The 23,202-nt window shown below is 68.7% G+C and carries 19 protein-coding genes; 12 read left to right on the forward strand and 7 right to left on the reverse strand.

Features of this window, described 5'->3' with window-relative positions:
* The 3 genes from VHB27_RS16165 to VHB27_RS16175 form a co-directional block, all read left to right on the forward strand.
* Positions 1 to 1,451, forward strand: a 1,451-nt coding sequence (locus VHB27_RS16165) for an aldehyde dehydrogenase family protein (protein ID WP_325602289.1), incomplete at its 5' end; no start/stop codon positions are given.
* A 284-nt stretch (positions 1,452 to 1,735) separates the two neighbouring features.
* On the forward strand, positions 1,736 to 2,518 hold the full coding sequence (locus VHB27_RS16170) for an SDR family oxidoreductase (RefSeq protein WP_325602292.1): 783 nt from the start codon (positions 1,736 to 1,738) through the stop codon (positions 2,516 to 2,518).
* Between the two features lie 241 nt (positions 2,519 to 2,759).
* Positions 2,760 to 3,638 carry a hypothetical protein gene (locus VHB27_RS16175; protein WP_325602294.1) on the forward strand — a complete coding sequence of 293 codons (879 nt, stop codon included), beginning with the start codon at positions 2,760 to 2,762 and terminating at the stop codon, positions 3,636 to 3,638.
* 109 nt (positions 3,639 to 3,747) lie between these two features.
* Here VHB27_RS16175 and VHB27_RS16180 read toward each other — a convergent pair whose 3' ends face one another.
* The gene (locus VHB27_RS16180) at positions 3,748 to 5,004 is read right to left on the reverse strand and encodes an ABC transporter substrate-binding protein (RefSeq protein WP_325602296.1); all 1,257 of its coding nucleotides are present in this window, start codon (positions 5,002 to 5,004) and stop codon (positions 3,748 to 3,750) included.
* 289 nt (positions 5,005 to 5,293) lie between these two features.
* On the opposite strand from VHB27_RS16180, the gene VHB27_RS16185 reads away from it, so the two are divergent.
* Together VHB27_RS16185 and VHB27_RS16190 are read left to right on the forward strand one after the other, a co-directional pair.
* Positions 5,294 to 5,782, forward strand: a complete 489-nt coding sequence (locus tag VHB27_RS16185) for an SgcJ/EcaC family oxidoreductase (RefSeq protein WP_325602298.1) — start codon at positions 5,294 to 5,296, stop codon at positions 5,780 to 5,782.
* 31 nt (positions 5,783 to 5,813) lie between these two features.
* A complete protein-coding gene (locus tag VHB27_RS16190; RefSeq protein ID WP_325602300.1) occupies positions 5,814 to 6,449 on the forward strand; it encodes a trimeric intracellular cation channel family protein in 636 nt (211 codons plus the stop codon).
* Positions 6,450 to 6,482: 33 nt separating this feature from the next.
* Here VHB27_RS16190 and VHB27_RS16195 read toward each other — a convergent pair whose 3' ends face one another.
* The gene (locus VHB27_RS16195) at positions 6,483 to 7,763 is read right to left on the reverse strand and encodes an amidase (protein WP_325602302.1); all 1,281 of its coding nucleotides are present in this window, start codon (positions 7,761 to 7,763) and stop codon (positions 6,483 to 6,485) included.
* A gap of 93 nt (positions 7,764 to 7,856) precedes the next feature.
* Here VHB27_RS16195 and accD point away from each other — a divergent pair, with 93 nt between their 5' ends.
* Both accD and VHB27_RS16205 read left to right on the forward strand, forming a co-directional pair.
* Positions 7,857 to 8,723 carry an acetyl-CoA carboxylase, carboxyltransferase subunit beta gene (gene accD, locus VHB27_RS16200; protein WP_325602304.1) on the forward strand — a complete coding sequence of 289 codons (867 nt, stop codon included), beginning with the start codon at positions 7,857 to 7,859 and terminating at the stop codon, positions 8,721 to 8,723.
* Positions 8,724 to 8,764: 41 nt separating this feature from the next.
* A complete protein-coding gene (locus VHB27_RS16205; RefSeq protein ID WP_325602306.1) occupies positions 8,765 to 10,084 on the forward strand; it encodes a bifunctional folylpolyglutamate synthase/dihydrofolate synthase in 1,320 nt (439 codons plus the stop codon).
* Between the two features lie 10 nt (positions 10,085 to 10,094).
* Here VHB27_RS16205 and VHB27_RS16210 read toward each other — a convergent pair whose 3' ends face one another.
* Positions 10,095 to 12,620 (reverse strand): DNA translocase FtsK, encoded by a 2,526-nt coding sequence (locus tag VHB27_RS16210; RefSeq protein WP_325602308.1) that lies wholly within the window; start codon positions 12,618 to 12,620, stop codon positions 10,095 to 10,097.
* 163 nt (positions 12,621 to 12,783) lie between these two features.
* Between VHB27_RS16210 and tkt the strand changes: the two genes are divergently transcribed.
* Complete coding sequence (tkt, locus tag VHB27_RS16215) at positions 12,784 to 14,790, forward strand: transketolase (protein ID WP_408904012.1); 2,007 nt, start codon at positions 12,784 to 12,786, stop codon at positions 14,788 to 14,790.
* Here the strand turns inward: tkt and VHB27_RS16220 are convergent.
* Positions 14,787 to 15,611 carry a glycerophosphodiester phosphodiesterase gene (locus VHB27_RS16220; RefSeq protein WP_325602310.1) on the reverse strand — a complete coding sequence of 275 codons (825 nt, stop codon included), beginning with the start codon at positions 15,609 to 15,611 and terminating at the stop codon, positions 14,787 to 14,789. The two genes, tkt and VHB27_RS16220, sit on opposite strands and share 4 nt — an antisense overlap.
* 65 nt (positions 15,612 to 15,676) lie before the next feature.
* On the opposite strand from VHB27_RS16220, the gene VHB27_RS16225 reads away from it, so the two are divergent.
* On the forward strand, positions 15,677 to 16,633 hold the full coding sequence (locus VHB27_RS16225; protein WP_325602312.1) for an aldo/keto reductase: 957 nt from the start codon (positions 15,677 to 15,679) through the stop codon (positions 16,631 to 16,633).
* A 37-nt stretch (positions 16,634 to 16,670) separates the two neighbouring features.
* On the opposite strand, the gene VHB27_RS16230 is transcribed toward VHB27_RS16225, so the two are convergent.
* Genes VHB27_RS16230 through VHB27_RS16240 form a run of 3 tightly spaced genes read right to left on the reverse strand, consistent with a single transcriptional unit; the run spans position 16,671 to position 18,413 of the window.
* The gene (locus VHB27_RS16230; RefSeq protein WP_325602314.1) at positions 16,671 to 17,192 is read right to left on the reverse strand and encodes a CreA family protein; all 522 of its coding nucleotides are present in this window, start codon (positions 17,190 to 17,192) and stop codon (positions 16,671 to 16,673) included.
* Positions 17,185 to 17,793, reverse strand: coding sequence for a CoA pyrophosphatase (locus VHB27_RS16235; protein WP_325602316.1), 609 nt, complete (start codon positions 17,791 to 17,793; stop codon positions 17,185 to 17,187). The genes VHB27_RS16230 and VHB27_RS16235 overlap by 8 nt, the downstream gene beginning before the upstream one ends.
* Complete coding sequence (locus VHB27_RS16240; RefSeq protein WP_325602318.1) at positions 17,790 to 18,413, reverse strand: DUF1285 domain-containing protein; 624 nt, start codon at positions 18,411 to 18,413, stop codon at positions 17,790 to 17,792. The genes VHB27_RS16235 and VHB27_RS16240 overlap by 4 nt, the downstream gene beginning before the upstream one ends.
* Positions 18,414 to 18,672: 259 nt before the next feature.
* Between VHB27_RS16240 and VHB27_RS16245 the strand changes: the two genes are divergently transcribed.
* From VHB27_RS16245 to VHB27_RS16255, 3 genes are read left to right on the forward strand one after another with little or no spacing between them, the layout of a single operon-like run.
* Complete coding sequence (locus tag VHB27_RS16245) at positions 18,673 to 19,659, forward strand: AAA family ATPase (RefSeq protein ID WP_325602320.1); 987 nt, start codon at positions 18,673 to 18,675, stop codon at positions 19,657 to 19,659.
* The gene (locus tag VHB27_RS16250) at positions 19,652 to 20,518 is read left to right on the forward strand and encodes a DUF58 domain-containing protein (protein WP_325602321.1); all 867 of its coding nucleotides are present in this window, start codon (positions 19,652 to 19,654) and stop codon (positions 20,516 to 20,518) included. Before VHB27_RS16245 ends, VHB27_RS16250 begins: the two co-directional genes overlap by 8 nt.
* Positions 20,515 to 23,202: a DUF4159 domain-containing protein gene (locus VHB27_RS16255; protein WP_325602323.1), complete on the forward strand. Its 2,688-nt coding sequence runs from the start codon at positions 20,515 to 20,517 to the stop codon at positions 23,200 to 23,202. The genes VHB27_RS16250 and VHB27_RS16255 overlap by 4 nt, the downstream gene beginning before the upstream one ends.

Raw genomic sequence — 23,202 nt, forward strand, 5'->3', positions numbered from 1 at the left:
ACGGCAAGCCGAAGCGCATGTTCATCGGCGGCAAATGGCTGGAAGCGGCGTCAGGCAAGACCTTCGCCACCCATAACCCGGCCACCGGCGAGGTCCTGGCACAGGTCGCGGAAGGCGACTCCGAGGACATCGACCGCGCCGTCGCCGCTGCGCGCGCAGCGTTCACCGGCCCTTGGAGCAAGTTCAAGCCCGCGCAGCGCCAGGCCCTTCTGCTGAAGCTCGCGGACCTCGTCGAAGAGCATATCGAGGAATTCGCGATGCTCGACACGCTCGACATGGGGGCGCCGATCGCCCGCACGCGCGGCAACAAGGCGCGTGCCGTCGGCATGCTGCGTTTCTATGCCGGGATGGCGACCGCGCTGCACGGCGAAACGATCGACAACTCGCTGGCGGGCGAGATCGTTTCATTTACCCTGAAAGAACCCGTGGGCGTTGTCGGCGCGATCATCCCCTGGAACGGTCCGCTGACCGCCTCCATCTGGAAGATCGGCCCGGCGCTGGCGACCGGCTGCACCGTGGTGCTGAAGCCGGCCGAGGAAGCGCCGCTGACCCCGCTGCGCCTGGCCGAACTGTGTGTGGAGGCCGGGGTTCCACCGGGGGTGGTGAACGTGGTGACCGGCTTCGGCGAGACCGCGGGCGCCGCGCTGGCAAACCACATGGACGTCGACAAGGTCGCCTTCACCGGCTCGCACTTCACCGGACAGTCGATCGTGCGCGCCTCGGCGGGCAACCTGAAGCGCGTGTCGCTGGAACTGGGCGGCAAGTCGCCGGACATCGTGTTCGCCGACGCCGACCTCGCGCAGGCGGTGCCGGGCGCGGGCATGGCCGTGTTCGCCAATTCCGGCCAGATCTGCAGCGCCGGCACGCGGCTGTTCGTGGAGAAGAAGATCTATGACGAATTCGTCAGCCGGGTCGCGGATTTCTCCAAGACGCTGAAGGTCGGCGACGGCATCGACCCGACGACGCAGGTCGGTCCGCTGGTGTCGGCGGAGCAGTTGACGCGCGTCACCGGATACCTGGACATCGGCCGCCAGGAAGGCGCGCGCCCGCTGTCGGGCGGTGAGCGGCTGACCGAGGGGCCGTTGTCCAAGGGCTATTTCGTTCCGCCCACGGTATTCGCCGACGTGCGCGACGACATGCGCATCGCACAGGAGGAGATCTTCGGCCCGGTGATCTCCGCCATCCCGTTCACCGACATCGAGGAAGTCATCGAACGCGGCAACAAGACCACGTTCGGCCTGGGCAGCGGCGTCTGGACCCGCGATGTCGGCAAGGCGCACAAGCTGGCGAGGGCGATCAAGGCCGGATCGGTCTGGATCAACTGCTACCAGGCGATGGACCCGGCGGTACCCTTCGGCGGATACAAGATGAGCGGCTATGGCCGGGAGTCCGGCATCCAGCACCTGGAAGAGTACCTGAACGTGAAGGCGGTGTGGATCAAGACCGACTGACGCCAACCGGCCCTGCTTGTCCCGGCCACCCGCTCATCGGCAGTGATGCGTGCAAGCCGGGACAAGCCCCGTCGGGAACCACATGAAGTCCCCCCGTCATGGCCCGGCTCGACCGGGCCATCTCTTTCTCCGAGGCACCGGATGGCCCGATCAGCCCAGGCCGGGCAGCCCAGGCCGGGCAGCCCAGGCCGGGACGGAAGAGGAAGCGGCCTTTGCCCCACCTTTCCGCCGATGGGTGTTTTCCTGTAGCAATCGCGGGTCAACCGAACAGGAGGAAATGGGCCATGGACCTGGGTCTGCAAGGCAAGAAGGCCATCGTTTGCGCTGCCAGCAAGGGCCTCGGGCGGGCCTGCGCGATTTCCCTGGCGCGCGAAGGGGTCGAACTGGTGATCACCGCCCGCACCGCCGACACGCTGGAAGCGACCGCTGCGGAAATCCGCCAATTGACCGGGGCGAAGGTCACCGCCGTCGCCGGCGACATCACGTCCGAGGAAGGGCGCGCCGCGGCGCTGAAGGCCTGTCCGACGCCGGATATCCTGGTGAACAACAACGGCGGCCCGCCGCGCGGCGACTTCCGCGAATGGGACCGCGAGACCTGGATCCGAGCGGTCGACGCCAACATGCTGGCGCCGATCTTCCTGATCAAGGCGGTGATCGACGGCATGATCGACCGGAAATTCGGCCGCATCGTCAACATCACCTCCGGTTCGGTGAAGTCCCCCATTCCCGAACTGGGCATGAGCAACGGCGCCCGCGCGGGCCTGACCGGTTTCGTTGCGGGGCTGGCGCGGCAGGTGGCAAAGCATAACGTCGTCATCAACAACATCCTGCCCGGCCCGTTCCTGACCGATCGCCTCCGTTCCGGCTTCACCGAGGCCGCTCGGCGCACCAACAAGTCGGTGGACGAGGTGGTGGCCGAACGCCTGTCGTCGAACCCGACCGGACGCGCCGGCGACCCGGCGGAGTTCGGCGACGCCTGCGCGTTCCTGTGTTCGGCGAAGATCAGCTACATCGTCGGCCAGAACCTGCTGCTGGACGGCGGGGCGTTCAATTCCTCCAGCACCTGAGCGGGGGCGTTCCCGCCCGGGCCGATATGGTCTTGGCGGGAACGGTCTTGTAGCCGAAACGAGTTTCTGGCATGAGTGAAAGCGAGCGTTGATCGGCGGTCCGATGGCGCAACTATCGGCCACGTTGAAACCATTTTGTAACACCATATCTCTTCAATAACGATCATGCTCGATCGCCGGCGATATGCTCCCGGCGAATCTTTGTTCCGATCAGGCAAGGCAAAGAAAAAAGGGCACGATCATGCTGGAAAATGCGATCCTCGATGTCATCGTTGGCATCCTTTTCACGTTCTATGGCGTCAGCCTGGTCGCCAGCGCCATCGTGGAGGCTATCGCCTCGACCCTGCAATGGCGGGCCAGCACGCTGCTGAACGGCGTGACCGACCTGCTGAACGATCCGGAATTCAACGGACTGGCGCGGAAACTTTATCAGCATGCCCTGATCAGCCCGCGCGAAAACGGCAGCGACGATCAAAGCGGCGATCGCAGCAAACTTCGCAAGAAGCCATCCTATATCAATCCGGATCATTTCGCCGATGCCCTGGTACAGACCATCGACTTCATCGACACGTTGCCGCAAACCAGCAAGGCGGCGATCGATGCCAACCCGTTACTGGGTGAGCAGATCAAAACCTACCTGAAAGGCGTCGTCGACAAGACCGGCAACGATGCGGCAAAGATCCGGCAGGAACTGGCGACCTGGTTCGACAATGCCATGGACCGGGTCAGCGGCTACTATAAACGCCGGACGCAGTGGTACAGTTTCCTCATCGCGATGTTCGTCGCGGTGGTGCTGAACGTCAACACGCTGACCGTCGCAGCCCAGCTCTGGCATCAACCGCTGCTGGCCGAACATTTCCCGTCCCCCACGGATGGCGACATCATGAAGGCGATCGGTGCGCTGAACGGAAGCGACCTGCCGATCGGCTGGTCGCTGTCGCGCCCCTGCCCCTGCGAAACCATAAGCGGATCCTGTATCGGCGCGATCATCCATACCTTGCTTGGCTGGCTGTTCACCGCCGTCGCCGCCCTGTTCGGGGCCTCGTTCTGGTTCGACGCGCTGGGGAAGATCGTCAACCTGCGCGGCGCCGGCCCGGCCCCCTCGCCGCCCCAAGGCTAGGCGTCATGGCGCCTGCCGGCTGGGGCGGCCCAAGGCCCTGCCGACCAGGGCCCTGCCGACCAGGGCACTGCCGATCAGGGCCGATCCGGACGGACGAAGGCCCCGCCGATCAGGCGTGAACCAGCTTGCAGCCGCCCTCCGACATCGGGCGGAAAGCCTCGTCGGCCGGGGTCGTGTGGATGACCTTGAACACGTCCCACGCGCTCTTGCTTTCGGCCGGTGCTTTCACCTGGAACAGGTAGCCGGGACAGATGAAACGCCCATCTTCGCGGATGCCGGCCTTGCCGAAACAATCGTCGTCGGTCGGCATCGCCTTCATCTGCCTGATCGCGTCCATGCCGCCGCGCGCCTTCTCCGGCCCCAGGGCAGCGACGGCCTTCATGTAGTGCGTCACGGCGGAATAGCAGGCGGCATGCAGGTCGCTGGGATAGTTGTTCGGCGTCTTCGGCAGGAAGCGCTTGGTGAAGGCGCGGGTGCGGTCGTTCAGGTCCCAGTAGAACGTGCCGGAGATCTTCAGGCCTTGCGCGGTCTGCAGGCCCATCGACTTGACCTCGGTGATGAAGCCCACCAGCGCGGCGATGGTGATCCCCTGCTGCGCCAGGTTGAACTCGGCCGCCTGCTTCACGCAGTTCTCCATGTCGCCGCCGGTGTTGCACAGGCCGATGACCTTCGCCCCGCTGCTCTGCGCCTGCAGCAGGAACGATGAGTAATCCGTCGTGCCCGGGAACGGATACGGCGCGCTGCCCAGCACCTTCCCGCCGCTCTTCGTCACGAGGCTGGTCAGGTCGTTCGCCAGCGCATGGCCGAACGTATAGTCCGCGACGATCAGGTACCAGGACGTGCCGCCGCTGCGCAGGACCGCACCGCCGGTGGAGTGGGAATCGAACCACGTGTCCGGCGCCCAGTGCACGAAGTTGGGGCTGCAGTATTTGCCTGTCAGGTCGGCCGAGGCCGCGCCCGAGATCAGCAGCGTCTTGTTCTTCTCGCCCGCGATGTTGCTGACCGCGAGCGCGATCGCGGTGTTGTTCAGGTCGGCGATCGCGTCGACGCCGTCGCGGTCGAACCACTGCCTGGCGATGCCGGAAGCGACATCCGGCTTCTGCTGATGGTCGGCGGAGATGATCTCGACATCGAAACCGTGATCGGCGGGCTTGAAGTCCTCGACTGCCTGATGCGCCGCCAGAACGGTCGTCGGTCCGGAATTGTCGCGATATTGGCCGGAGAGATCGGTCAGCACGCCGACGCGGAATTTCGGCCTCGCCGCCTGGGACTGAGTCCCTTGGGCAAAGCCCTTGCGGCCGGCGAACACGGCGCCGCCAAGACCGGCAGCGGCCCCGGTGAGGGCATCACGGCGGGAGATCGTCATACAGGCAACTACTTTCTTACTGGACGCGGCTCACCCGCGGCCGCGAAGCCGGCGGGGTCCCCGGTGATTATGGGATGTGCCGAAATGGCGCCGGACCCTAGGCGCAAGGCCCCCGGCGATCAAGCCAGCAGGGTCGCGGGCAGCGCGAGATCGGCGTCCCCGTATCCTTGACGGCACCCGCAGACGGGCAATATCGTTGCTATATATCATAATTCTTGTCGACCTGAGCGGCTCCAACCCCTGAGCGGGTACGGCACGCGCATGTCTGCCAGCCGAAAAAGGAAATGCCATGCGGTCATCTACTCTCCGGCTTCTGGGGTTCACGCTGGTCTTCTGCCTGGGAGTCGGCCTCGACCAGCCCGCTTCCGCCCGGGTGGCCTGCCAGACCCTCAACAAGCAGCAGGTCGCGGCCCTGTTCGACCGTTGGAACCAGGCGTTGCAGACGCGGCAGACCGACAAGGTCGTCGCCCTATACGCGCCCGACGCCACGCTGCTGCCCACGGTCCAAAACGGCCCGCTGGTCGGGCGCGACAAGATCGCCCCCTATTTCGACCACTTCCTGGCCTTGGCCCCGGTGGCGAAGATCGAGACGCGGGTCATCGAGACCGGCTGCAACGTCGCCTGGGATATCGGCCTCTACGCCTTCACCGAGAACGGCGACCAGCCCGGCAGCCACAAGCAGATCGAGGCGCGTTACACCTTCATCTACGCGCCCGTTCATGGGCACTGGCTGATCGTCCATCACCACTCTTCGGCGCAGCCCGTCGCGACCCATTGATCCGGCGGCGTCCCTAGGCTGATAAGGGTCCATGGCCAGGCTCCGTCCGTCCAACCTCGTGACCCTCGTCGACCTGGCCGGGACCTTCGTCTTCGCGATCGAAGGCGCGATGACGGCGATCGGCGGCGGCCTCGATCTTCTGGGCGTACTGGTGCTGGCGTTCGTCACCGCGTTGGGTGGCGGCATCATCCGCGACGTGCTGCTGGGGGCGACGCCGCCCGATGCGTTGCGGACCTGGCTCTATCCGACTGTGGCGCTGGCGGGCGGTGCGGTGGCGTTCGCGCAGACCGAGTTGATGCACGACGTTCCCCGCTGGTTGATGACCAATCTTGACGCGGTGGGCCTGTCGCTGTTCGCCGTGGCAGGGACCGGGAAGGCTATGGATCGCGGCCTGCCGTCCCTGGTCGCGGTCTTCCTCGGGACGATCACCGCGACCGGCGGCGGAACGATTCGCGACATCCTGCTGACGCGCGTGCCGGCGGTGCTAAGGATCGACATCTACGCCAGCGCGGCGCTGGCTGGCGCGGCGGTGATGGTCGTCGGCCGAAAGGCGGGATTGCCACCGGCACTGTCCGCCCTGATCGGCGGCGCCGCTTGCCTGGCGCTGCGGCTAGCAAGCGTTCGGTTCGGATGGAGCCTGCCGCGGGCGGTCAGTTACGGAGGCTGATCGGACCAATACCTGCCCCCCCGGGCGCGACGCTCAGACGTCGATCACCGGCGCCAGGGCTGCCGCCACGCACAGGACTTTGCGGTCGGAAAACCGGGGGCCCGTCAGCGTCAGCCCCACCGGCATGCCCGCCGGTCCCACCCCTGCCGGGACGTTGACGCACGGCACGTGCAGCATCGTCCAATCCCGGTTCGTGCGGTTGTTGCCGGCGGTCTTTTCGGCCGGCGCCTCGTCGGGCGCGCTGACGGTCAGCACCGCGTCGAACCCGTCGGCGATCCGGTCGAATGCCACCCGGCTCCGCGCTGCGGCGTCGTACGCCGCGACAAGCTGCGCCCGCGTATAGCCGGGCGTATTCTTCACCCGGTTCATGAACGACGGATGCAGCGTCTCCGGCCGCGACCGAGCGAGATTCAGCAGGGCGGCGTGGCCTTCCAGGCCGAAGATGACGGGCCACAAACCGTCCAGCGGTCCCAATACCTCCGACAGGTCGATCCAGCTCACGTCCACGCCGGCCGCGGCCAGACGGTCGGCCGCGCTGGCCAGCGCGGCCTCGCAGGCTGGATCGACCGTGTAGCCCAGCCGATGGACCGCGATCCGCAGGCCGGAAAGCGGCCGCGGCACGGGTGCCGCATCGTCGTGCAGGTCGTACACATCCGCCAGCAGGTCCAGGTCGGCGACGCAGCGCCCGTACCAGCCGACCGTGTCGAGCGTGGTGGAGCCCAGCTTCACGCCCTCGGCGCTGACGGCATTCCAGGTCGGCTTGAACGCATAGACCCCGCAATAGGACGCGGGCCGGATCAGCGAACCGCCGGTCTGCGTCCCCAGCGCCAGCGGCACCTGGAAGTCGGCGACGGATGCCGCCGACCCGCTGGACGACCCGCCCGGCGTGCGCGCCAGGTCGTGCGGGTTGCGGGTCGCGGCCAGCCGACCCATTCCGGCGAACTCGCTGGTGTCGGTCTTTCCCAGGATCAGCGCTCCCGCCGCACGCAGCGTGCCGACGCAGGCAGCGTCAAGTCCCGGCCGGCTGCCGACATACAGCGGCGAGTTGTGCTGCGTCGGCATCTCGGCGGTGTCGAAGATGTCCTTCAGTCCGATCGGCAGCCCATGCAGCGTCCCTTTGTCCGGCTGCTTGTCCATCTCCCGCGCCGCGCGGATCGCTGCGTCAGGATCGAGGTAGGACCACGCGAGCACATCCGCGTCCCGCGCTTCGATCCGGGCGAGGCAGGCCCGGACGAGGCGCTCGATGGTGGTGGCGCCGGAGCGTAGCCGGACCAGCATCTGGGTGGCCGTCAGCCGTGTCAGGTCGTCCTGCATCGCATTCCCTTCCCCGTCATCGAAGCCACGGCAAAGCAAGCCTCGCGCCAGCGACTGCTTGCCCCCGCGCCGCCGCGAAGCTATCCAGCCGCCATGAGCTGGCTCACCGAGTACGTCCGCCCGAAGATCCGCACGCTGTTCGCGCGCAGCGAGGTGCCCGAGAACCTGTGGCACCAATGCCCGAACTGCCAGCAGATGATCTTCCATCGCGACCTGACGGCCCAGCGGAAAGTCTGCCAGCATTGCGGCCACCACATGCGCGCCACCGCCGCCGAACGGCTGGACTGGACGTTCGACGCCAACGCCTGCACGCGGATCGAGCTACCGAAGCCCGTCGCCGACCCGCTGCGCTTCCGCGACACCAAGCGCTACTCCGACCGGCTGAAGGAAGCGCGCGACAAGACCCATACCGATGACGCCATCCTGGTCGCGCACGGCAAGATCGGCGGCCGCAAGGCCGTGGTCGCGGCGATGGAGTTCGAGTTCATCGGCGGCTCCATGGGTGCCGCGGTCGGCGACGCGATCATTGCCGCCGCTCGGCTGGCCGTGCTGCAGGACGTGCCGCTGATCGTGTTCACCGCCTCGGGCGGTGCGCGCATGCAGGAAGGCGCGGTCAGCCTGATGCAGTTGCCGCGGACGGTGATCGCCACGCAACTGGTGAAGGACGCCGGCCTGCCGTTCATCGTCGTGCTGACCGATCCGACCACCGGTGGCGTCAGCGCCAGCTTCGCCATGCTGGGCGATATCCAGATCGCCGAACCCGGTGCGATGATCGGCTTCGCCGGCGCACGCGTGATCGAGCAGACCGTGCGCGAGAAACTGCCCGAGGGATTCCAGCGCGCCGAATACCTGCTGCAGCACGGGATCATCGACATGGTCGTCAAGCGTCCCGACCTGCCCGAGACCCTGTCCCGCCTGATGGGCCTGCTGGCGGCGAGGGAGAAGCGAGACGCCGCCTGACCACGGCCTTTGCATGAGCCTGGTTGCATGAGCACCGCTGCATGAATACTGCCTGGGCCATCGAGGCGATCAACGACCGCCTCATGCGGCTGCACCCCAGGCTGATCGACCTCAGTCTGGACCGGCTGCGGGACCTGCTGGGGAAGCTCGGCCACCCTGAACGCCACCTGCCCCCGGTCGTGCACGTCGCCGGCACCAACGGCAAAGGCAGCACCTGCGCCTTCATCCGCGCGATGAGCGAGGCGGCCGGCCGGACCGTGCATGTCTATACTTCGCCGCATCTGGTACGGTTCAACGAACGCATCCGAATTGCCGGAACGCTGGTGGACGACGAGACGCTGATCGCCACGATGGAACGGATCGAGCGCATCAACGACAACGCCCCGATCACGGTGTTCGAGGTCATCACCGCCGCCGCCTTCGACCTGTTCGCCCGGACGCCGGCCGATCTCTGCGTGCTGGAGGTCGGGCTTGGCGGCCGGGGCGACGCGACGAACGTGATCGACCGGCCGGCGGTGTGCGCGATCACCGCGATCTCGCTGGATCACCGGGAGTTGCTGGGGCCGACGGTCGAGGTCATCGCCGGGGAGAAAGCCGGGATCATGAAGCCGGGCGTGCCCGTGGTGATCGGCGCGCAGCCGGACCCGGTGCGGCAGGTGCTGCTGGAGCACGCAGCCTCCGTCGGTGCGCCGGCGCTGCTGCGCGGACGGGACTGGGACATCGCCGATACCGGCTCCGGGCTCCGGTTCCACGATGCTGCCGGCGCGGTCGACACGCCCTATCCCGCCCTGCTCGGCGCGTTCCAGCACGACAACGCCGGGATCGCGCTGGCCGCCTTGCGCGCGGTGCATCTGCGGCACCAGCCCTCCGGGCTATCCCACGCCGAATGGCCCGCTCGGATGCAGCGCCTGACGGGCCGGCTGGCGGCCACGCTGCCCCAGGGCTGGTCGCTCTGGCTGGACGGCGGGCACAATCCCGGCGGAGGCGTCGCGCTGGCGGAGCATCTGCGCGGCTGGTCGGATCAGCCGATCCACCTGGTCGTGGGGATGAAGCAGGCCAAGGATACGGCGGAGTTCCTGCATCCCCTGCTGCCACTGGCCGCGACCGTCTGGGCGGTGCGGGAACCGGAGCAGCACCAGGCGCTGCCTATCGAGGCGATCATCGCGGCCTCGGGCGGCGTCGCGCGCGCCGGCGGGACGGTACGAGAGGCGCTGGGCAAGCTTCGCGCGGAGTGGAACGCCCCATCCGGTTACGCCACGCCAGTCCCGGGCGAGCTGTCCCCTTCAGCCGGGCCGGCGCGCGTGCTGATCTGCGGGAGCCTCTATCTCGCAGGCGAGGTGTTGAAGCTGGATCAGGCCTGACGCGCCCCGCTCAGCAATCCATGTCGTCATGGGTCACCCGCCGGACCAGGATCTCCCGCTTGCCGACATGGTTCGCCGGGCCGACGATCCCTTCCTTCTCCATCTGCTCGATCAGCTTTGCCGCCTTGTTGTAGCCGATGTTGAGGTGCCGCTGGATGAACGAGGTCGATGCCTTGCCCTCCCGCGCCACCACGTCGACGGCCTGGTCGAACAAGCTCTTGTCGCCGTCGCTGGCGCCGGCGATGCCGGAGAACCCGCCGCCGTCGCCGCCGTCGGCGGTGGCTTCCAGCGCCTCGGTGACCTCTTCCAGGTAGGACGGCTCGCCCTGTTCGCGCAGGAATGCGACGACTTTCTCGACCTCTTCGTCGGAGACGAACGGGCCGTGGACGCGGGTGATGCGGCCGCCCCCCTGCATGAACAGCATGTCGCCCATGCCCAGCAGTTGTTCGGCGCCCTGCTCGCCCAGGATGGTGCGGCTGTCGAACTTGGAGATCACCTGGAAGCTGATGCGGGTCGGGAAGTTGGCCTTGATCGTGCCGGTGATCACGTCCACCGACGGCCGCTGCGTCGCCATGATCACATGGATGCCCGCCGCGCGGGCCATCTGCGCCAGGCGCTGCACCGCCGCCTCGATCTCCTTGCCGGCGACCATCATCAGGTCTGCCATCTCGTCGACCACCACCACGATGAAGGGCAGGCTCTCCAGCGCCAGCGGCTGTTCCTCGAAGGTCGGGCGGCCGGTGTCGGGGTCGAAGCCGGTCTGCACCTTGCGGGTGACCACCTCGCCCTTGGCCTTGGCCTCGGCGACGCGATCGTTGTAGCCGCCGATGTTGCGGACACCGAGCTGCGACATGGCGCGGTAGCGGCGCTCCATCTCGCGGACGGTCCATTTCAGGGCGGTGACCGCCTTGGCCGGTTCGGTCACCACCGGGGCCATCAGATGCGGGATGCCTTCATAGGTCGACAGTTCCAGCATCTTCGGGTCGATCAGGATCAGGCGGCACTGGTCGGGCGAGAGCTTGTACAGCAGCGACAGGATCATCGCGTTCACGCCGACCGACTTGCCCGACCCGGTGGTGCCCGCGATCATCAGGTGCGGCATGCGCGACAGGTCCGCGACGATCGACTTGCCGCCGATGTCCTTGCCCAGCGCCAGCGACAGCCGGCCGGTGTTCTTGGTGACTTCGTCGCTCGACAGGATCTCGCTCAGGAACACCGTCTCGCGCTTGCTGTTCGGCACCTCGATGCCGATCACGTTGCGGCCGGGGACGGTGGCGATGCGCACTGCCGTCACCGACAGGCTGCGCGCGACGTCGTCGGCCAGGCCGATGACCCGGGCGCTGCGGATGCCGGGGGCCGGCACCAACTCATACAGCGTGACCACCGGGCCGGGCCGGATCTCCACGATCTCGCCCTGCACGCCGTAGTCGGACAGCACCGTCTCCAGCAGGCGGGCATTGGCCTGCAGCGCTTCCTCCGACGGGCCGGACGCCGCGCGGGCGGGCGGCGGCTTCAGCAGGTCGAGCGACGGGAAGACCCAGCCCGACTCAGGCAGCGGAAGGCTTTGCTGCATCGGCTTGCGGGCCGGTTCCGGCTTGATCGTCCGCACCGGCGGTGCGGGCACGGACAGGGAGGGCGTGACCGGCATATCGGGCGACGGCGGGTCGCGCACCACGGGCCGAGGCGGAATGGAGCGCACCGGCGGCATGCCGTCCGCGGCCGACGCGCCCAAGCCTGCCCCGATGCGCCCCGGCTCGATCCGCCCTGCGTCGGCGCGATCCCGATCGCCAAGGCCCGGCTCCGTCCGCAAGCCCCGGCGCGGCACCAGCGACGACAACTTGCCGGTCGCCTGCCCCAGCCCGCCGGCGCCGCGCGACAGCGCGCCGACCCCGATCTGGCCGCCCCGTACGGAGTACCGCGCCGCAGAGCCGGCAAACCGCCCCGCCGACCGCCATTCGGAGCGGGACAAGCCCAGCGCCAGCAGCGTCAGCACGATCGCCAGGGCGAAGCCCAGCAGCCAGGCGCCGGCCACGCCCGCCAGGCCCAGCGCCGAGCGGGCCGCGGCGATCGCGTCGGCGGCGAGCGTGTCGCCGATCGCACCGCCGGGACCGGCCGTCACCGGCCAGGGATGGGCCACGGGGAACGGAATCGCGCCGATCACGGCGGACAGGGCCGGCAGCGCCATCAGCAGGGCGATGATGCGCAGAGGCACGGCCTCCAGCCCTCGGCGGGAGCCGATCCGCCAGGACCAGGCCAGCATCGCCAGGCCGGGTAGCACCGCGACGACCCCGAAGCCTTGCAGCAGCAGGTCGGCCACCACCGCGCCGACCGGGCCGGCCATGTTGTGGACGTGCTGGGTGCTCGCGGTGTTGAGTGAGGGATCGCGCGGATCGTAGGTCGCCAGCGCCACCAGGATCGCCAGCCCCAGCAAGCCCAGGATCAGGCCGCAGAACTCCGCACTGCGCTGGGTCATCAGCGCTTTCAGCGCCGGTGAGGCGAAGCGTCGGGGCGGCAGGGTAGGCGTGCGCACGGCCATGGTCGGAACCTGTCTTGCGGGGCAGGTTGAACGATACCCCAAAACCCATTGAAGGATGAAGCATGTTTCAGTGTCGCCAAAGGACGCGATCGGGACAGCCCTTCCCTGCCCCGGCGGGCATGGCTACAACCGGCCCGCAACCCGATATGGCGGAGAACCGAGCATGGATACGGTGACGACGGATTTGACGACACCCCGCATGCTGGCGAACGCAGTGCGGTTTCTCGCCGTCGACGCGGTGCAGAAAGCGAATTCCGGACATCCCGGCATGCCGATGGGCATGGCCGACATCGCCGAGGCGCTCTGGCGCCACCATTTGCGCCACAACCCGGCCGACCCGTCCTGGCCGAACCGCGACCGGTTCGTGCTGTCGAACGGCCACGGCTCCATGCTGCTCTATGCCCTGCTGAACCTGACCGGCTATGCGCTGCCGATGGAGGAACTGCAGCAGTTCCGCCAGTTGCACTCCAAGACCCCCGGCCACCCCGAATACGGCCTGACCCCCGGCGTCGAGACCACGACCGGTCCGCTGGGCCAGGGCCTGGCGACAGCGGTCGGCATGGCGCTGGCGGAGCATCAGTTGGGGCTGACGTTCAACCGGGACGGCCACACCATCGTCGATCACCGCACCTTCGTGTTCTGCGGCGACGGCTGCCTGATGGAAGGCGTCTCGCACGAGGCATGCTCGCTGGCCGGCAGCCAGAAGCTGGAGAAGCTGATCGTCTTCTATGACGACAACGGGATCTCGATCGACGGCCATGTGAAGGACTGGTTCGACGACGACACGCCGAAGCGGTTCGAGGCCTATGGCTGGCGGGTCATCCCGAATGTGGACGGCCACAACCACGAAGCGCTGATGGCGGCGATGAAGGAAGCCACCATGCCCTGCGGCAAGCCGACCATGGTGTGCTGCAAGACCACCATCGCCTGGGGCGCGCCGCACGCCGCCGGCACCCACGAGTCGCACGGCGCGGCACTGGGTGCCGCCGAGGTCGCCGCGACCCGGGAAGCCCTGCACTGGCCGTTCCCCGCTTTCGAAATCCCCTCTGCCATCCGGGAAGCCTGGGACGCACGCGCCGCCGGCGCCCAGCGCCAGGCGGAATGGGAGTCGGTCTTCGCGGCTTACGCCAAGGCCCATCCGGACCTCGCCGCCGAGTTCAAGCGTCGCGTCTCCGGCGCGCTGCCGGCCGATTATGCCGCCAAGGCCGACGCTGCGATCGCCGAGGCGGCCGCCACGACCGATCCGCTCGCCACCCGCAAGGCGTCCCAGAACGCCATCGGCCTGTTCGCCAAGTTCCTGCCGGAGATGTTCGGCGGTTCGGCCGACCTGACGGGCTCGAACCTGACGAACTGGAAGGGGTCGGTCTCGATCACCCATGGCAGCGACGGCAATTACATCCATTACGGGGTGCGCGAATTCGGCATGGCGACGGCGCTGAACGGCATCGCGCTGCATGGCGGATTCATCCCCTATGGCGGGACGTTCCTGATCTTCTCCGACTACGCACGCAACGCCATCCGGCTGTCGGCGCTGATGAAGCTGCGGGTCATCTACGTGCTGACGCATGACAGCATCGGCCTGGGCGAGGATGGCCCGACGCATCAGCCGGTCGAGCAGACGGCGTCGCTGCGGCTGGTCCCCGGCCTGGACATGTGGCGTCCCTGCGACATGCTGGAGACGGCGATGGCGTGGCGCTGCGCGCTGGAGCGGACGGATGGTCCGTCGGCCATGGCCCTGTCGCGGCAGAACCTGCCGCAGCATGGCGGCGGCGCCGCTCGGGCGTCGCTGATCGCCCGTGGCGGCTACGTCCTGTCGGACGCCGAGGGGACACCGGACCTGATCCTGATCGCCACCGGCTCCGAGGTCGCGCTGGCCTCCGGCGCAAAGGACCTGCTGGCAGCCAAGGGCAAGAAGGTGCGGGTCGTGTCGATGCCCTGCACCGAACTGTTCGACCGGCAGGACAAGGCGTATCGCGACTCGGTGCTGCTGCCGGGCGTGAAGCGGGTGGCGGTGGAGGCCGGCTGCACCATGGGCTGGTACAAGTATGTCGGCCTGGACGGCGCGGTAGTCGGGTTGGACCGGTTCGGCGAGTCCGCCCCGGGCGGCGCGGTGATGAAGTTCTTCGGCTTCACCGCGGAGCATGTGGCCGAGGTGGCGGCGGCGGTCTAAAGCCCCGGCGCCAGGTCCGGCCGGTCGCTGATCAGGCCGTCCACCCCCCAGGCAATCAGGCGGCGCATGTCCTTCGGCTCGTTCACCGTCCACGGCAGGACGGACAGCCCCAGCGCGTGGGCCTCCCGGACATCGTCCTCGGTCAGCGCCGCATGGAAGGGGGCCCAGATCGGGCCACCCTCGCGCGCCACGCCGGCGGCGACCGAGGGCAGCGGATCGACGTCCCACCAGAGCCGCGACACCGTCTCCGGCCGCGTCAGCCATGCCAGCCGGATATCGGGACGGGTCCGCCGGACATGGCGCTGGACCCGCCAGTCGAACGCCTCCACCACCACCCGCCCGGCGGCGTCGGCGGCGTCGATGACCGACAGCGTGGCCTCCGCCAGTTCGGCGGGCGAGGCCGTTGCCTCCGGATGCGGGGGGTCGGTCTTCACCTCGATGGTGAACCGCGCCTCGGGCAGCGCGGCCAGCACGGCGGCGAGCGTCGGGATGCGGGCGCCGTCGCGCGGCGCCTGGTCGGGAAACAGGCGTGCGGTGGGCGATCCGGGGCGCAGGCGGCCGACGTCGAAGGTTTGCAGCGTCGCGAACCGCAGCGTGCGGATGAACGGCCCCGGCCCGTCCAGCCAGGCCCCGGCGGCGTCCCGCGCGATGTCAGGGTTCAGCGCAGGATCGTGATGCACCACCACCACGCCGTCGGCCGTCATCCCCACATCCAACTCGAACGCCGTCACCCCCAGCGCGGCGGCGGCCACGAAGCCTTCCAGCGTGTTCTCGGGGAACAGCGCCCGAGCACCGCGATGTCCCTGCATGCCGAGATGCATCTGCCGCCTCCTCTTGCGTAACCGGGGCGTCCGTCGGAACCTTTGTCAAGCGAAGGAGAACGCCAATGCAGTTCACGACATTGGGGCGGACCGGCTTGCGTGTCAGCGTCGCCGGACTCGGCTGCGGCGGCTTCTCCCGGCTTGGCCTCGGCACCGGGCATTCGGCCGAACACGCTATCGGGATCATCCGCTCGGCGCTCGACCTGGGGGTCAACCTGATCGACACCGCCGCCGTCTATGGCACCGAGGACGTGGTCGGCACCGCCCTGCGCGGCGTGGCGCGGGACAGCGTCGTGGTCTGTACGAAAGCGTCGAAACCGGCCGGCGACACAGCGTTCAGCGCCGAGAAGGTCGTCGCCAGCCTCGACGAATCGCTCGTCCGGCTCGGCCTCGATTACGTCGACGTCTTCCAGGTCCATGCCGTGCCGCCGTCCGCCTACGACCACGTGCGCGACGCCGTCGTGCCCGCGCTGCTGCGGGAGAAGGAGAAGGGCAAGTTCCGCTTCCTCGGCATCACCGAGACGGCGCCGAACGACCCCGAACAGATCATGCTGAACAAGGCGGTGCGGGAAGGCGTCTGGGACACGGCGATGGTCGCGTTCCACATGATGGACCAGGTCGCGCGCACGCAGGTCTTCCCGCATACCCTGGCGCATCGCGTCGGCACGCTGATGATGTTCGCGGTGCGCAGCATCTTCGCGCGGCCGGCGGAACTCGCGGCGACGATGCGCGACCTGGCGGCGGCCGGAAAAGTCTCCGCGAGCCTCGCGGACACCGACGATCCGCTGGGCTTCCTGGTCCATCCGGACGGTGCGAGCAGCCTGACGGACGCCGCGTACCGCTATGTCCGCCACGAGCCGGGGGTCGACGTGGTCCTGTTCGGCACGGGCAGCGAGGCGCATCTGAAGACCAACGTGGCGTCGATCCTAAAACCGCCTTTGCCCGAGGCGGACCGGCGGAAGCTGCAGGACCTGTTCAGCCATCTGCGCGGCGTCGGGCTGGTGGCGCCGCCGAAAGCCTGATGGCGGCGCCCCTGGTTTCCCTATCCCCGAAGCGGCGCTACCGCACGTCCGTCGGCACCACGCTGATGCTGTTGAACGGTGAGCCGTTGATCAGCTTGGTGCTGACGACAGTATAGATCAGCACATGCTTCTCGGCGTCCACCGACCGGTGGATCTGGAAGGTCTTGAAGAACAGCGAGGCGTGGGAAAACCCGATGACCTCATGCTTCGGGAGCGACGCCGGCAGCTCCACGGGGCCGACCGCCCGGCAGGCGATCGAGAAGCGGCTGGGATCCTCGGCCAGGCCGATCCCGCCCTTGATGCCGCCGGTCTCGGCCCGCGACAGGTAGCAGGAGACGTTCTGCACCCGGGGGTCGTCGTACCGCTCGATGACGATCTTGTCGTCGGGGCCCAGCCAGCGGAAGTTGGTGTTGATGGAGTCGATCCGGGTCTGCGCCATCGCCCCGTGAACGTACATCCCCAGCGCCATTCCCCCTGCCGCTATCATCCCCTGCACGACCACCCCTTGCACGACCGCCCTGAGCAGACGCCCGGCGATCACCAGCAGCCGTTCACGCATCCCGCATGTCCTTTCTCAGCCGTTCCGCCAGTTGCACCAGGATCGCGGCCGTGGCGCCCCAGATGAAGTGATCGGGATGCGGCCAGACCCAGTATTCGCGCCACACCCCGCCGACCTCCTGCTTCTGCCGGCGGGGTGCGGCGGGGTCGAGCACGACGCTCATCGGCAGTTCGAAGATCGCGTCCACCTCGTCAGGCGATATCTGGTAGGTCAATGCCGGTGGCAGCGTGGCGAGGACCGGGGTGATGCGGAACCCCGTCCCGGTCACCTGGTCCTCCAGCCGGCCCAGCACCGCGACGGATGAAGCGGGAAGCCCGATCTCCTCCCACGCTTCGCGCAGCGCGGCGGCCTCGGGGCCGGTGTCTTCCGGGTCGATCCGACCGCCGGGGAAGCTGACTTGGCCGGCGTGCTTCTTCAAATGAGAGGTTCGCTTGGTCAGCAGGATCGTCGGTTCGTCGTGCAGCACCACCGGCACCAGGACGGCGGCGGGCACCGCGTCACGTCCGGCTGCACCGGACGGCGTCCACATGGCCGGCCGCCGCGTCACCGCCCGCTGGTCACCGATCCGCGACAGGCGCGCCTGCAGTTCGTCCGGTGTCACGCCTCGCCGCTGGTCATGTCGGAGCCCAGGCCTTCGTACGCGTCCTCGAGGTCGTAATCGTCCGTCTCGGGCGGCGCCTCGCCCAGCGGGAAGAACTTGCCCTGGCTCCAGACGCCCATCATGCGGCGATTGCCGATCCATTCCGGCACCGAGAGCGCGACGAGTTCGTAGTAGACGGCGCGGCTGATCCGAGCCTCGATGGCCAGATGGCCGGCGCCAGGGCGGACCTGGATATAGGGGGTGGGGTCGCAGGTCAGGATGTCGTGCGATACGCGGATCGGATGTTCGGAACCGGCGGTGATCACCTGGTCGACATTGGTGCGGAAGGACAGGGTCTGGTGCCGTCCGTCACCGGCCCAGTCGAGCTCCACGGCAACGAAGGGTGCGTCCTCGACATCGATCTGGCCCCGCTCGGCCGGCGTGTGCAGCCACCATGACCCGTCCGCTTCCCGCCGCAGCACGCTGGCGAACAGGCAGACCAGTTCTTTCCGGCTGATCGCCGTTCCGTGATACAGCCAGGTGCCATCGCGCCGGATCAGGAACGGCAGGTGCCCGAGTTCGGCTGCCTTGCGCCGTTTCGCACCAGGCGGTGCGGGCCGGCCGGCGATGTTCAAGGCCATCCGACATTTGCCGTCGTCGCCGACGCCGTCCTCCGCCTGGGTTCTGCTCTGTTGAGCGTCGTCGCATCCGATGGGCCTGTCGATGCGGTTCACGTCCCGTGACTCCCTGGCCCCACTGCGTGGGAGCAATACTTCCTTACATCGGGCGATATAGGAACCATCCCCCCAAAAGCGAAAGACCCTATATGATCGCTGCAATGCAAACCGCGGCCAGTGTTGCCGGTCTGCAAAACGGACGACCTCTAACCGGGCCAGACGCATGAACGACAATCCGGACGCCATCGTTGCCAAGGCCGAACTGCTTGGTCGAAGGATCGGCCAGGCGCGCGACGCCGTCGCGCAAGTGATCCTCGGTCAGCAGGAGGTGATCGACCAAAGCCTGATCACGTTGTTGTCGGGCGGCCATGTCCTGCTGGTCGGCGTCCCCGGCCTCGGCAAGACCCGTCTGGTCGAAACGCTGGGCGTGGTCCTCGGCATGGCGACCAAGCGGATCCAGTTCACGCCGGACCTGATGCCGGCCGACATCATCGGCAGCGAGGTGCTGGACGAAGCCGAAGGCCGCCGCAGCTTCCGCTTCGTGCAAGGGCCGGTGTTCTGCCAGCTTCTGATGGCCGACGAGATCAACCGTGCCTCCCCCCGCACGCAATCGGCCCTGCTGCAGGCGATGCAGGAGCAGCGCGTCGCCGTCGCCGGCGTCGAGCATCCCCTGCCCCGCCCGTTCCACGTGCTGGCGACCCAGAACCCGATCGAGCAGGAAGGCACCTATCCGCTGCCCGAGGCCCAGCTCGACCGGTTCCTGCTGGAGATCAACCTGACCTATCCCGACCAGGACGCCGAACGCGCGATGCTGCTGGCCACGACCGGCTCGCGGGAGACGAAGCCGGTCCAGGCCCTGACGCCCGGCGACCTGCAAGACGCGCAGGCGCTGGTCCGCGCCATGCCGATCGGCGAGAAGATCCTGGACGCCATCCTGGGCCTGGTCCGCGGCTGCCGGCCGGAGACGACGACCGAGGACATGGTCCGCCATCACGTCGCCTGGGGCCCCGGCCCTCGCGCGGCCCAGGCGCTCATGCTGGCCACCCGCGCCCGGGCCCTGCTGGACGGGCGGCTTTCGCCCAGCATCGAGGACGTGATCACGCTGTCACGTCCGGTCCTGCGGCACCGCATGGCGCTGAACTTCTCGGCCAGGGCGGATGGGATCCTGCTGACGGACGTGATCGACCGCATGGTCGGCAAGCTTGGATAGGGGCACGATCGCCGCTGAGGCGGCGGGTAGCCGCCTGCCGCCGCTGCTGGTGGCGGCGGACCGGGTTGCCTCGACCGTGGCGCAGGGCGTGCATGGCCGCCGCCGTGTGGGACAGGGCGACAGCTTTTGGCAGTTCCGGCGCTTCGTCAGCGGTGACCCGCTCAGCCGCATCGACTGGCGGCAGTCCGCCAAATCCGGCCGCCGCGCGCCGGACGGCTGGTTCATCCGGGAGACCGAGTGGGAGGCTGCGCAGACCGTCTGCCTCTGGCGTGATTCGTCGCCTTCGATGCGCTGGCGCTCGCGAATCGCGAGCATCGAGAAGCACGAACGCGCGAATTTGCTGCTGCTGGCCCTGGCGTCGCTTCTGCTACGCGGGGGCGAGCGCGTCATGCTGATGCGAGAGGATGCCCGCCCCGTCACGCACCGGTCCGGTCTGGACCGTCTGGCCACGACGTTGCAGGGCACCGAAGGCGGCGTGCCTGCCGGCATGCGGCTGCCGCGCTACGGGACCGTCGTCCTGTTCAGCGATTTCTTCTGGCCGCTGGAAGAGGTGCGTGGCCTGATGGCGCGGTTCGCCGGGGTCCCGGTGACCGGCTTCCTGATGCAGGTGCTGGATCCGGCCGAGACGGCGCTGCCCTATCAGGGCCGCATCCGCTTCCGCGGCACCGAAAGCGAGGGCGACGTGCTGATCCCGCGGACGGAGTCCGTGCGCGACGCCTATGCCCAGCGCCTGAAAGCCCAGCAGGACAGCCTGGCGGACATCTGCGCCAAGGCCGGCTTCGGCTTCGGTATCCACCACACCGACCACGCGCCGGAGACGGCCTTGCTGACGCTCTACTCGGCGCTCGCCAACCGATGATCTTCGCAGCGCCCTGGATCCTTCTCGCGCTGCCGGCCCTGCCGGTGATCTGGTGGCTGATCCGGATCACCCCGCCGGCGCCGCGGTCGGAGACGTTTCCCGCCGTCCGTTTCCTGCTGGGGCTGAATGCGACCGAGGAGACGCCGGCGCGCACGCCGCCGTGGCTGATGGCGCTGCGGATGCTGGCCGCGGCGCTGATCATCGTCGGCCTGGCGCGGCCGGTGCTGGACGCGGGCGCGGCGCTGCCCGGGACTGGGCCGCTGCTGCTGGTCATGGACAATGGCTGGGCCTCGGCCAGCGACTGGGCGCAGCGCAAGCAGGCGGCGACGACGCTGCTCGACCGGGCCGAACGGGCGGGCCGCAGGGTCGCCCTGCTGCCGACCGCGTCCGACGGCAGCGGTTCGCCGATCGCGGTGTCCGCCGTCATGCCGGTGCCGGACCTGCGCGCCCGCCTCGCGGCCCTGCAGCCGGAGGCATGGCCGCCCGACCGTGCCGCCGCGGCCAAGGCGATCCGGGACTGGCGGGACCATGACGGCGCCTCGGTCGCCTATGTCCCCGACGGACTGACCGACGGTCGGGATTTTTCGGCCTTCTCCGAGGCCCTGAGCGATGTCGGGCCGGTCACCGAGATCTGCTGCGACGCCGCCCCGGCCACGCTGCTGCTGCCGCCGAAGCCCGAGGCAGACCGCCTGATCGTGCGGCTGGCCCAACTTCCCCGTCCCGTCCCCACGCATGTCGCGGTCCTGGGCGAGACCGGCGACGACCGGACGCTGGCGCGCACGGACATCACCATCCCGGCGGGTGCCGCGACCGCCTCGGGCCCGATGGTCCTGCCGCCGGAACTGCGCAACCGGCTGACGCGGCTGGTGCTGGAAGGACCGCCCAGCGCCGGCTCCGTCGTGCTGCTGGACGAACGCTGGCGCCGCCGTCCGGTCGGGCTGGAGGCCGGGGACCTGGCGACCGCCGATACGCCGTTCATCGGGTCGCTGTATTTCCTCCAGCGCGCCCTGGGCCCCTATGACGAGATCCGGACCGGCACCACGGCCGACCTGCTGAAGCGCGACATCTCGGTGATCATCCTGGCCGACCGGCCCCTGCAGGCGGGACCGGAGCGCGACGCGCTGGCCGAATGGGTGCGCAAGGGCGGGCTGCTGATCCGCTTCGCCGGCCCCCGCACCGCCGAGGCGGCCGGCAACGACACCGACACGCTGCTGCCCGTCCGGCTGCTCGCCGGCGACCGCCAGCTTGGCGGCACGATGTCCTGGAGCCAGCCGGCCGGGCTCGCCCCGTTTCCGTCGGACTCGCCATTCGCCGGCCTGGCCCCCAAGGATGAGGTGAAGGTGCATCGGCAGGTCTTGGCCGAACCCAGCGCCGACCTCGCGGCGCACACCTGGGCGACGCTGAAGGACGGCACGCCGCTGGTGACGCAGACCACGCTGGGCGGGGGACGCATCGTGCTGTTCCATGTCACCGCCAACGCAGACTGGTCCGACCTGCCGTTATCGGGCCTGTTCGTCGACATGCTGCGGCGGCTCGTCGCGCTGTCCGTGGGGGTCGCCACGCCGGCCGACAGCACCGTGCTGGCACCCAGCCAGACGCTGGACGGGTTCGGCCTGCTGAACCAGCCGCCGCCCACCGCGACCGGGCTCGCCGCCAACCGGTTCGCCGCCACCCAGGTCTCCGACCAGCATCCGCCGGGGCTCTACGGCCCTGACAGCAGCCGGCAGGTGCTGAACCTCGGCAACGCCCTTCCCACCCTGGAACCCGCCCCGCCGATCCCCGGCGCTCGGCTCGAGGCATTTTCCGGCACGTCGAAGGAACGCGCGCTCGGACCACCGCTGCTGGCGGCGGCGGCGCTGCTGCTTTGCGTCGACATGCTGATCTCCCTGGCTTTGCGCGGGCTGCTGCGCGCCCGGGTGTCGGCGGCGGCCGTCGCGGTGCTGCTGCTGGCGATGCCGGCGGCACATGCGCTGGAGAGCAGCCCCAACCCCGCGATCGCCACTCGCCTTGGCTACATCCTCTCCGGCGATTCGCAGGTGGACGCGATCGCCAAATCGGGGCTGGAGGGGTTGTCGGAATACGTCAACCAGCGCACCGCCGCGACGCTGTACGAACCCGACCCGATCCGGCCGGGGGAGACCGACCTGAGCCTCTACCCGTTGCTCTACTGGCCGATCACCGCCAATGCGCCGGACCTGACCAGCGCACAGGCCTCGGCGCTGAACGACTACATGGCACGGGGCGGCATCATCCTGATCGATACCCGAGGCTCCGGCTCCGGCCAGGGCTTCGCACCCGGCGCCGCCAGCGCGCTGCGCCGGATCGCGCGGTCGCTGAACATCCCGCCGCTCGCGCCGCTGACAACCGAACACGTGCTGTCGCATGCGTTCTATCTGCTGCCGGATTTTCCGGGGCGTTTCACCGGCGACACCGTCTGGGTGCAGCGCGACCAGGACCGGACCAACGACAGCGTCAGCCCGGTGGTGATCGGCGGCAACGACTGGGCGGCGGCCTGGGCCGTCGCACCCGACGGCAGTTTTCCTTACGCGGCAATCCCTGGCGGCCAGCGGCAGCGCACGCTGGCCTATCGGTTCGGGGTCAACCTGGTGATGTACGCCCTGACCGGGAACTACAAAGGCGACCAGGTGCACATTCCCGCCATCCTCCAGCGGTTGGGGCAGTGA

Origin of the sequence: Rhodopila sp. (assembly GCF_035548235.1) — a bacterium.
Classification (GTDB): Bacteria; Pseudomonadota; Alphaproteobacteria; order Acetobacterales; family Acetobacteraceae; genus Rhodopila.

Bases quoted from the DNA above. Each gene is read 5' to 3' on its own strand.
- VHB27_RS16190 (WP_325602300.1), top strand. From the start codon at position 5,814: ATGGCCAGGCTCCGTCCGTCCAACCTCGTGACCCTCGTCGACCTGGCC.
- VHB27_RS16230 (WP_325602314.1), bottom strand. From the start codon at position 17,192: ATGCGTGAACGGCTGCTGGTGATCGCCGGGCGTCTGCTCAGGGCGGTC.
- VHB27_RS16245 (WP_325602320.1), top strand. From the start codon at position 18,673: ATGAACGACAATCCGGACGCCATCGTTGCCAAGGCCGAACTGCTTGGT.
- accD (WP_325602304.1), top strand. From the start codon at position 7,857: ATGAGCTGGCTCACCGAGTACGTCCGCCCGAAGATCCGCACGCTGTTC.
- VHB27_RS16255 (WP_325602323.1), top strand. From the start codon at position 20,515: ATGATCTTCGCAGCGCCCTGGATCCTTCTCGCGCTGCCGGCCCTGCCG.
- VHB27_RS16180 (WP_325602296.1), bottom strand. From the start codon at position 5,004: ATGACGATCTCCCGCCGTGATGCCCTCACCGGGGCCGCTGCCGGTCTT.
- tkt (WP_408904012.1), top strand. From the start codon at position 12,784: ATGGATACGGTGACGACGGATTTGACGACACCCCGCATGCTGGCGAAC.
- VHB27_RS16240 (WP_325602318.1), bottom strand. From the start codon at position 18,413: ATGGCCTTGAACATCGCCGGCCGGCCCGCACCGCCTGGTGCGAAACGG.
- VHB27_RS16210 (WP_325602308.1), bottom strand. From the start codon at position 12,620: ATGGCCGTGCGCACGCCTACCCTGCCGCCCCGACGCTTCGCCTCACCG.
- VHB27_RS16170 (WP_325602292.1), top strand. From the start codon at position 1,736: ATGGACCTGGGTCTGCAAGGCAAGAAGGCCATCGTTTGCGCTGCCAGC.
- VHB27_RS16220 (WP_325602310.1), bottom strand. From the start codon at position 15,611: ATGCATCTCGGCATGCAGGGACATCGCGGTGCTCGGGCGCTGTTCCCC.
- VHB27_RS16175 (WP_325602294.1), top strand. From the start codon at position 2,760: ATGCTGGAAAATGCGATCCTCGATGTCATCGTTGGCATCCTTTTCACG.
- VHB27_RS16225 (WP_325602312.1), top strand. From the start codon at position 15,677: ATGCAGTTCACGACATTGGGGCGGACCGGCTTGCGTGTCAGCGTCGCC.
- VHB27_RS16185 (WP_325602298.1), top strand. From the start codon at position 5,294: ATGCGGTCATCTACTCTCCGGCTTCTGGGGTTCACGCTGGTCTTCTGC.
- VHB27_RS16195 (WP_325602302.1), bottom strand. From the start codon at position 7,763: ATGCAGGACGACCTGACACGGCTGACGGCCACCCAGATGCTGGTCCGG.
- VHB27_RS16205 (WP_325602306.1), top strand. From the start codon at position 8,765: ATGAATACTGCCTGGGCCATCGAGGCGATCAACGACCGCCTCATGCGG.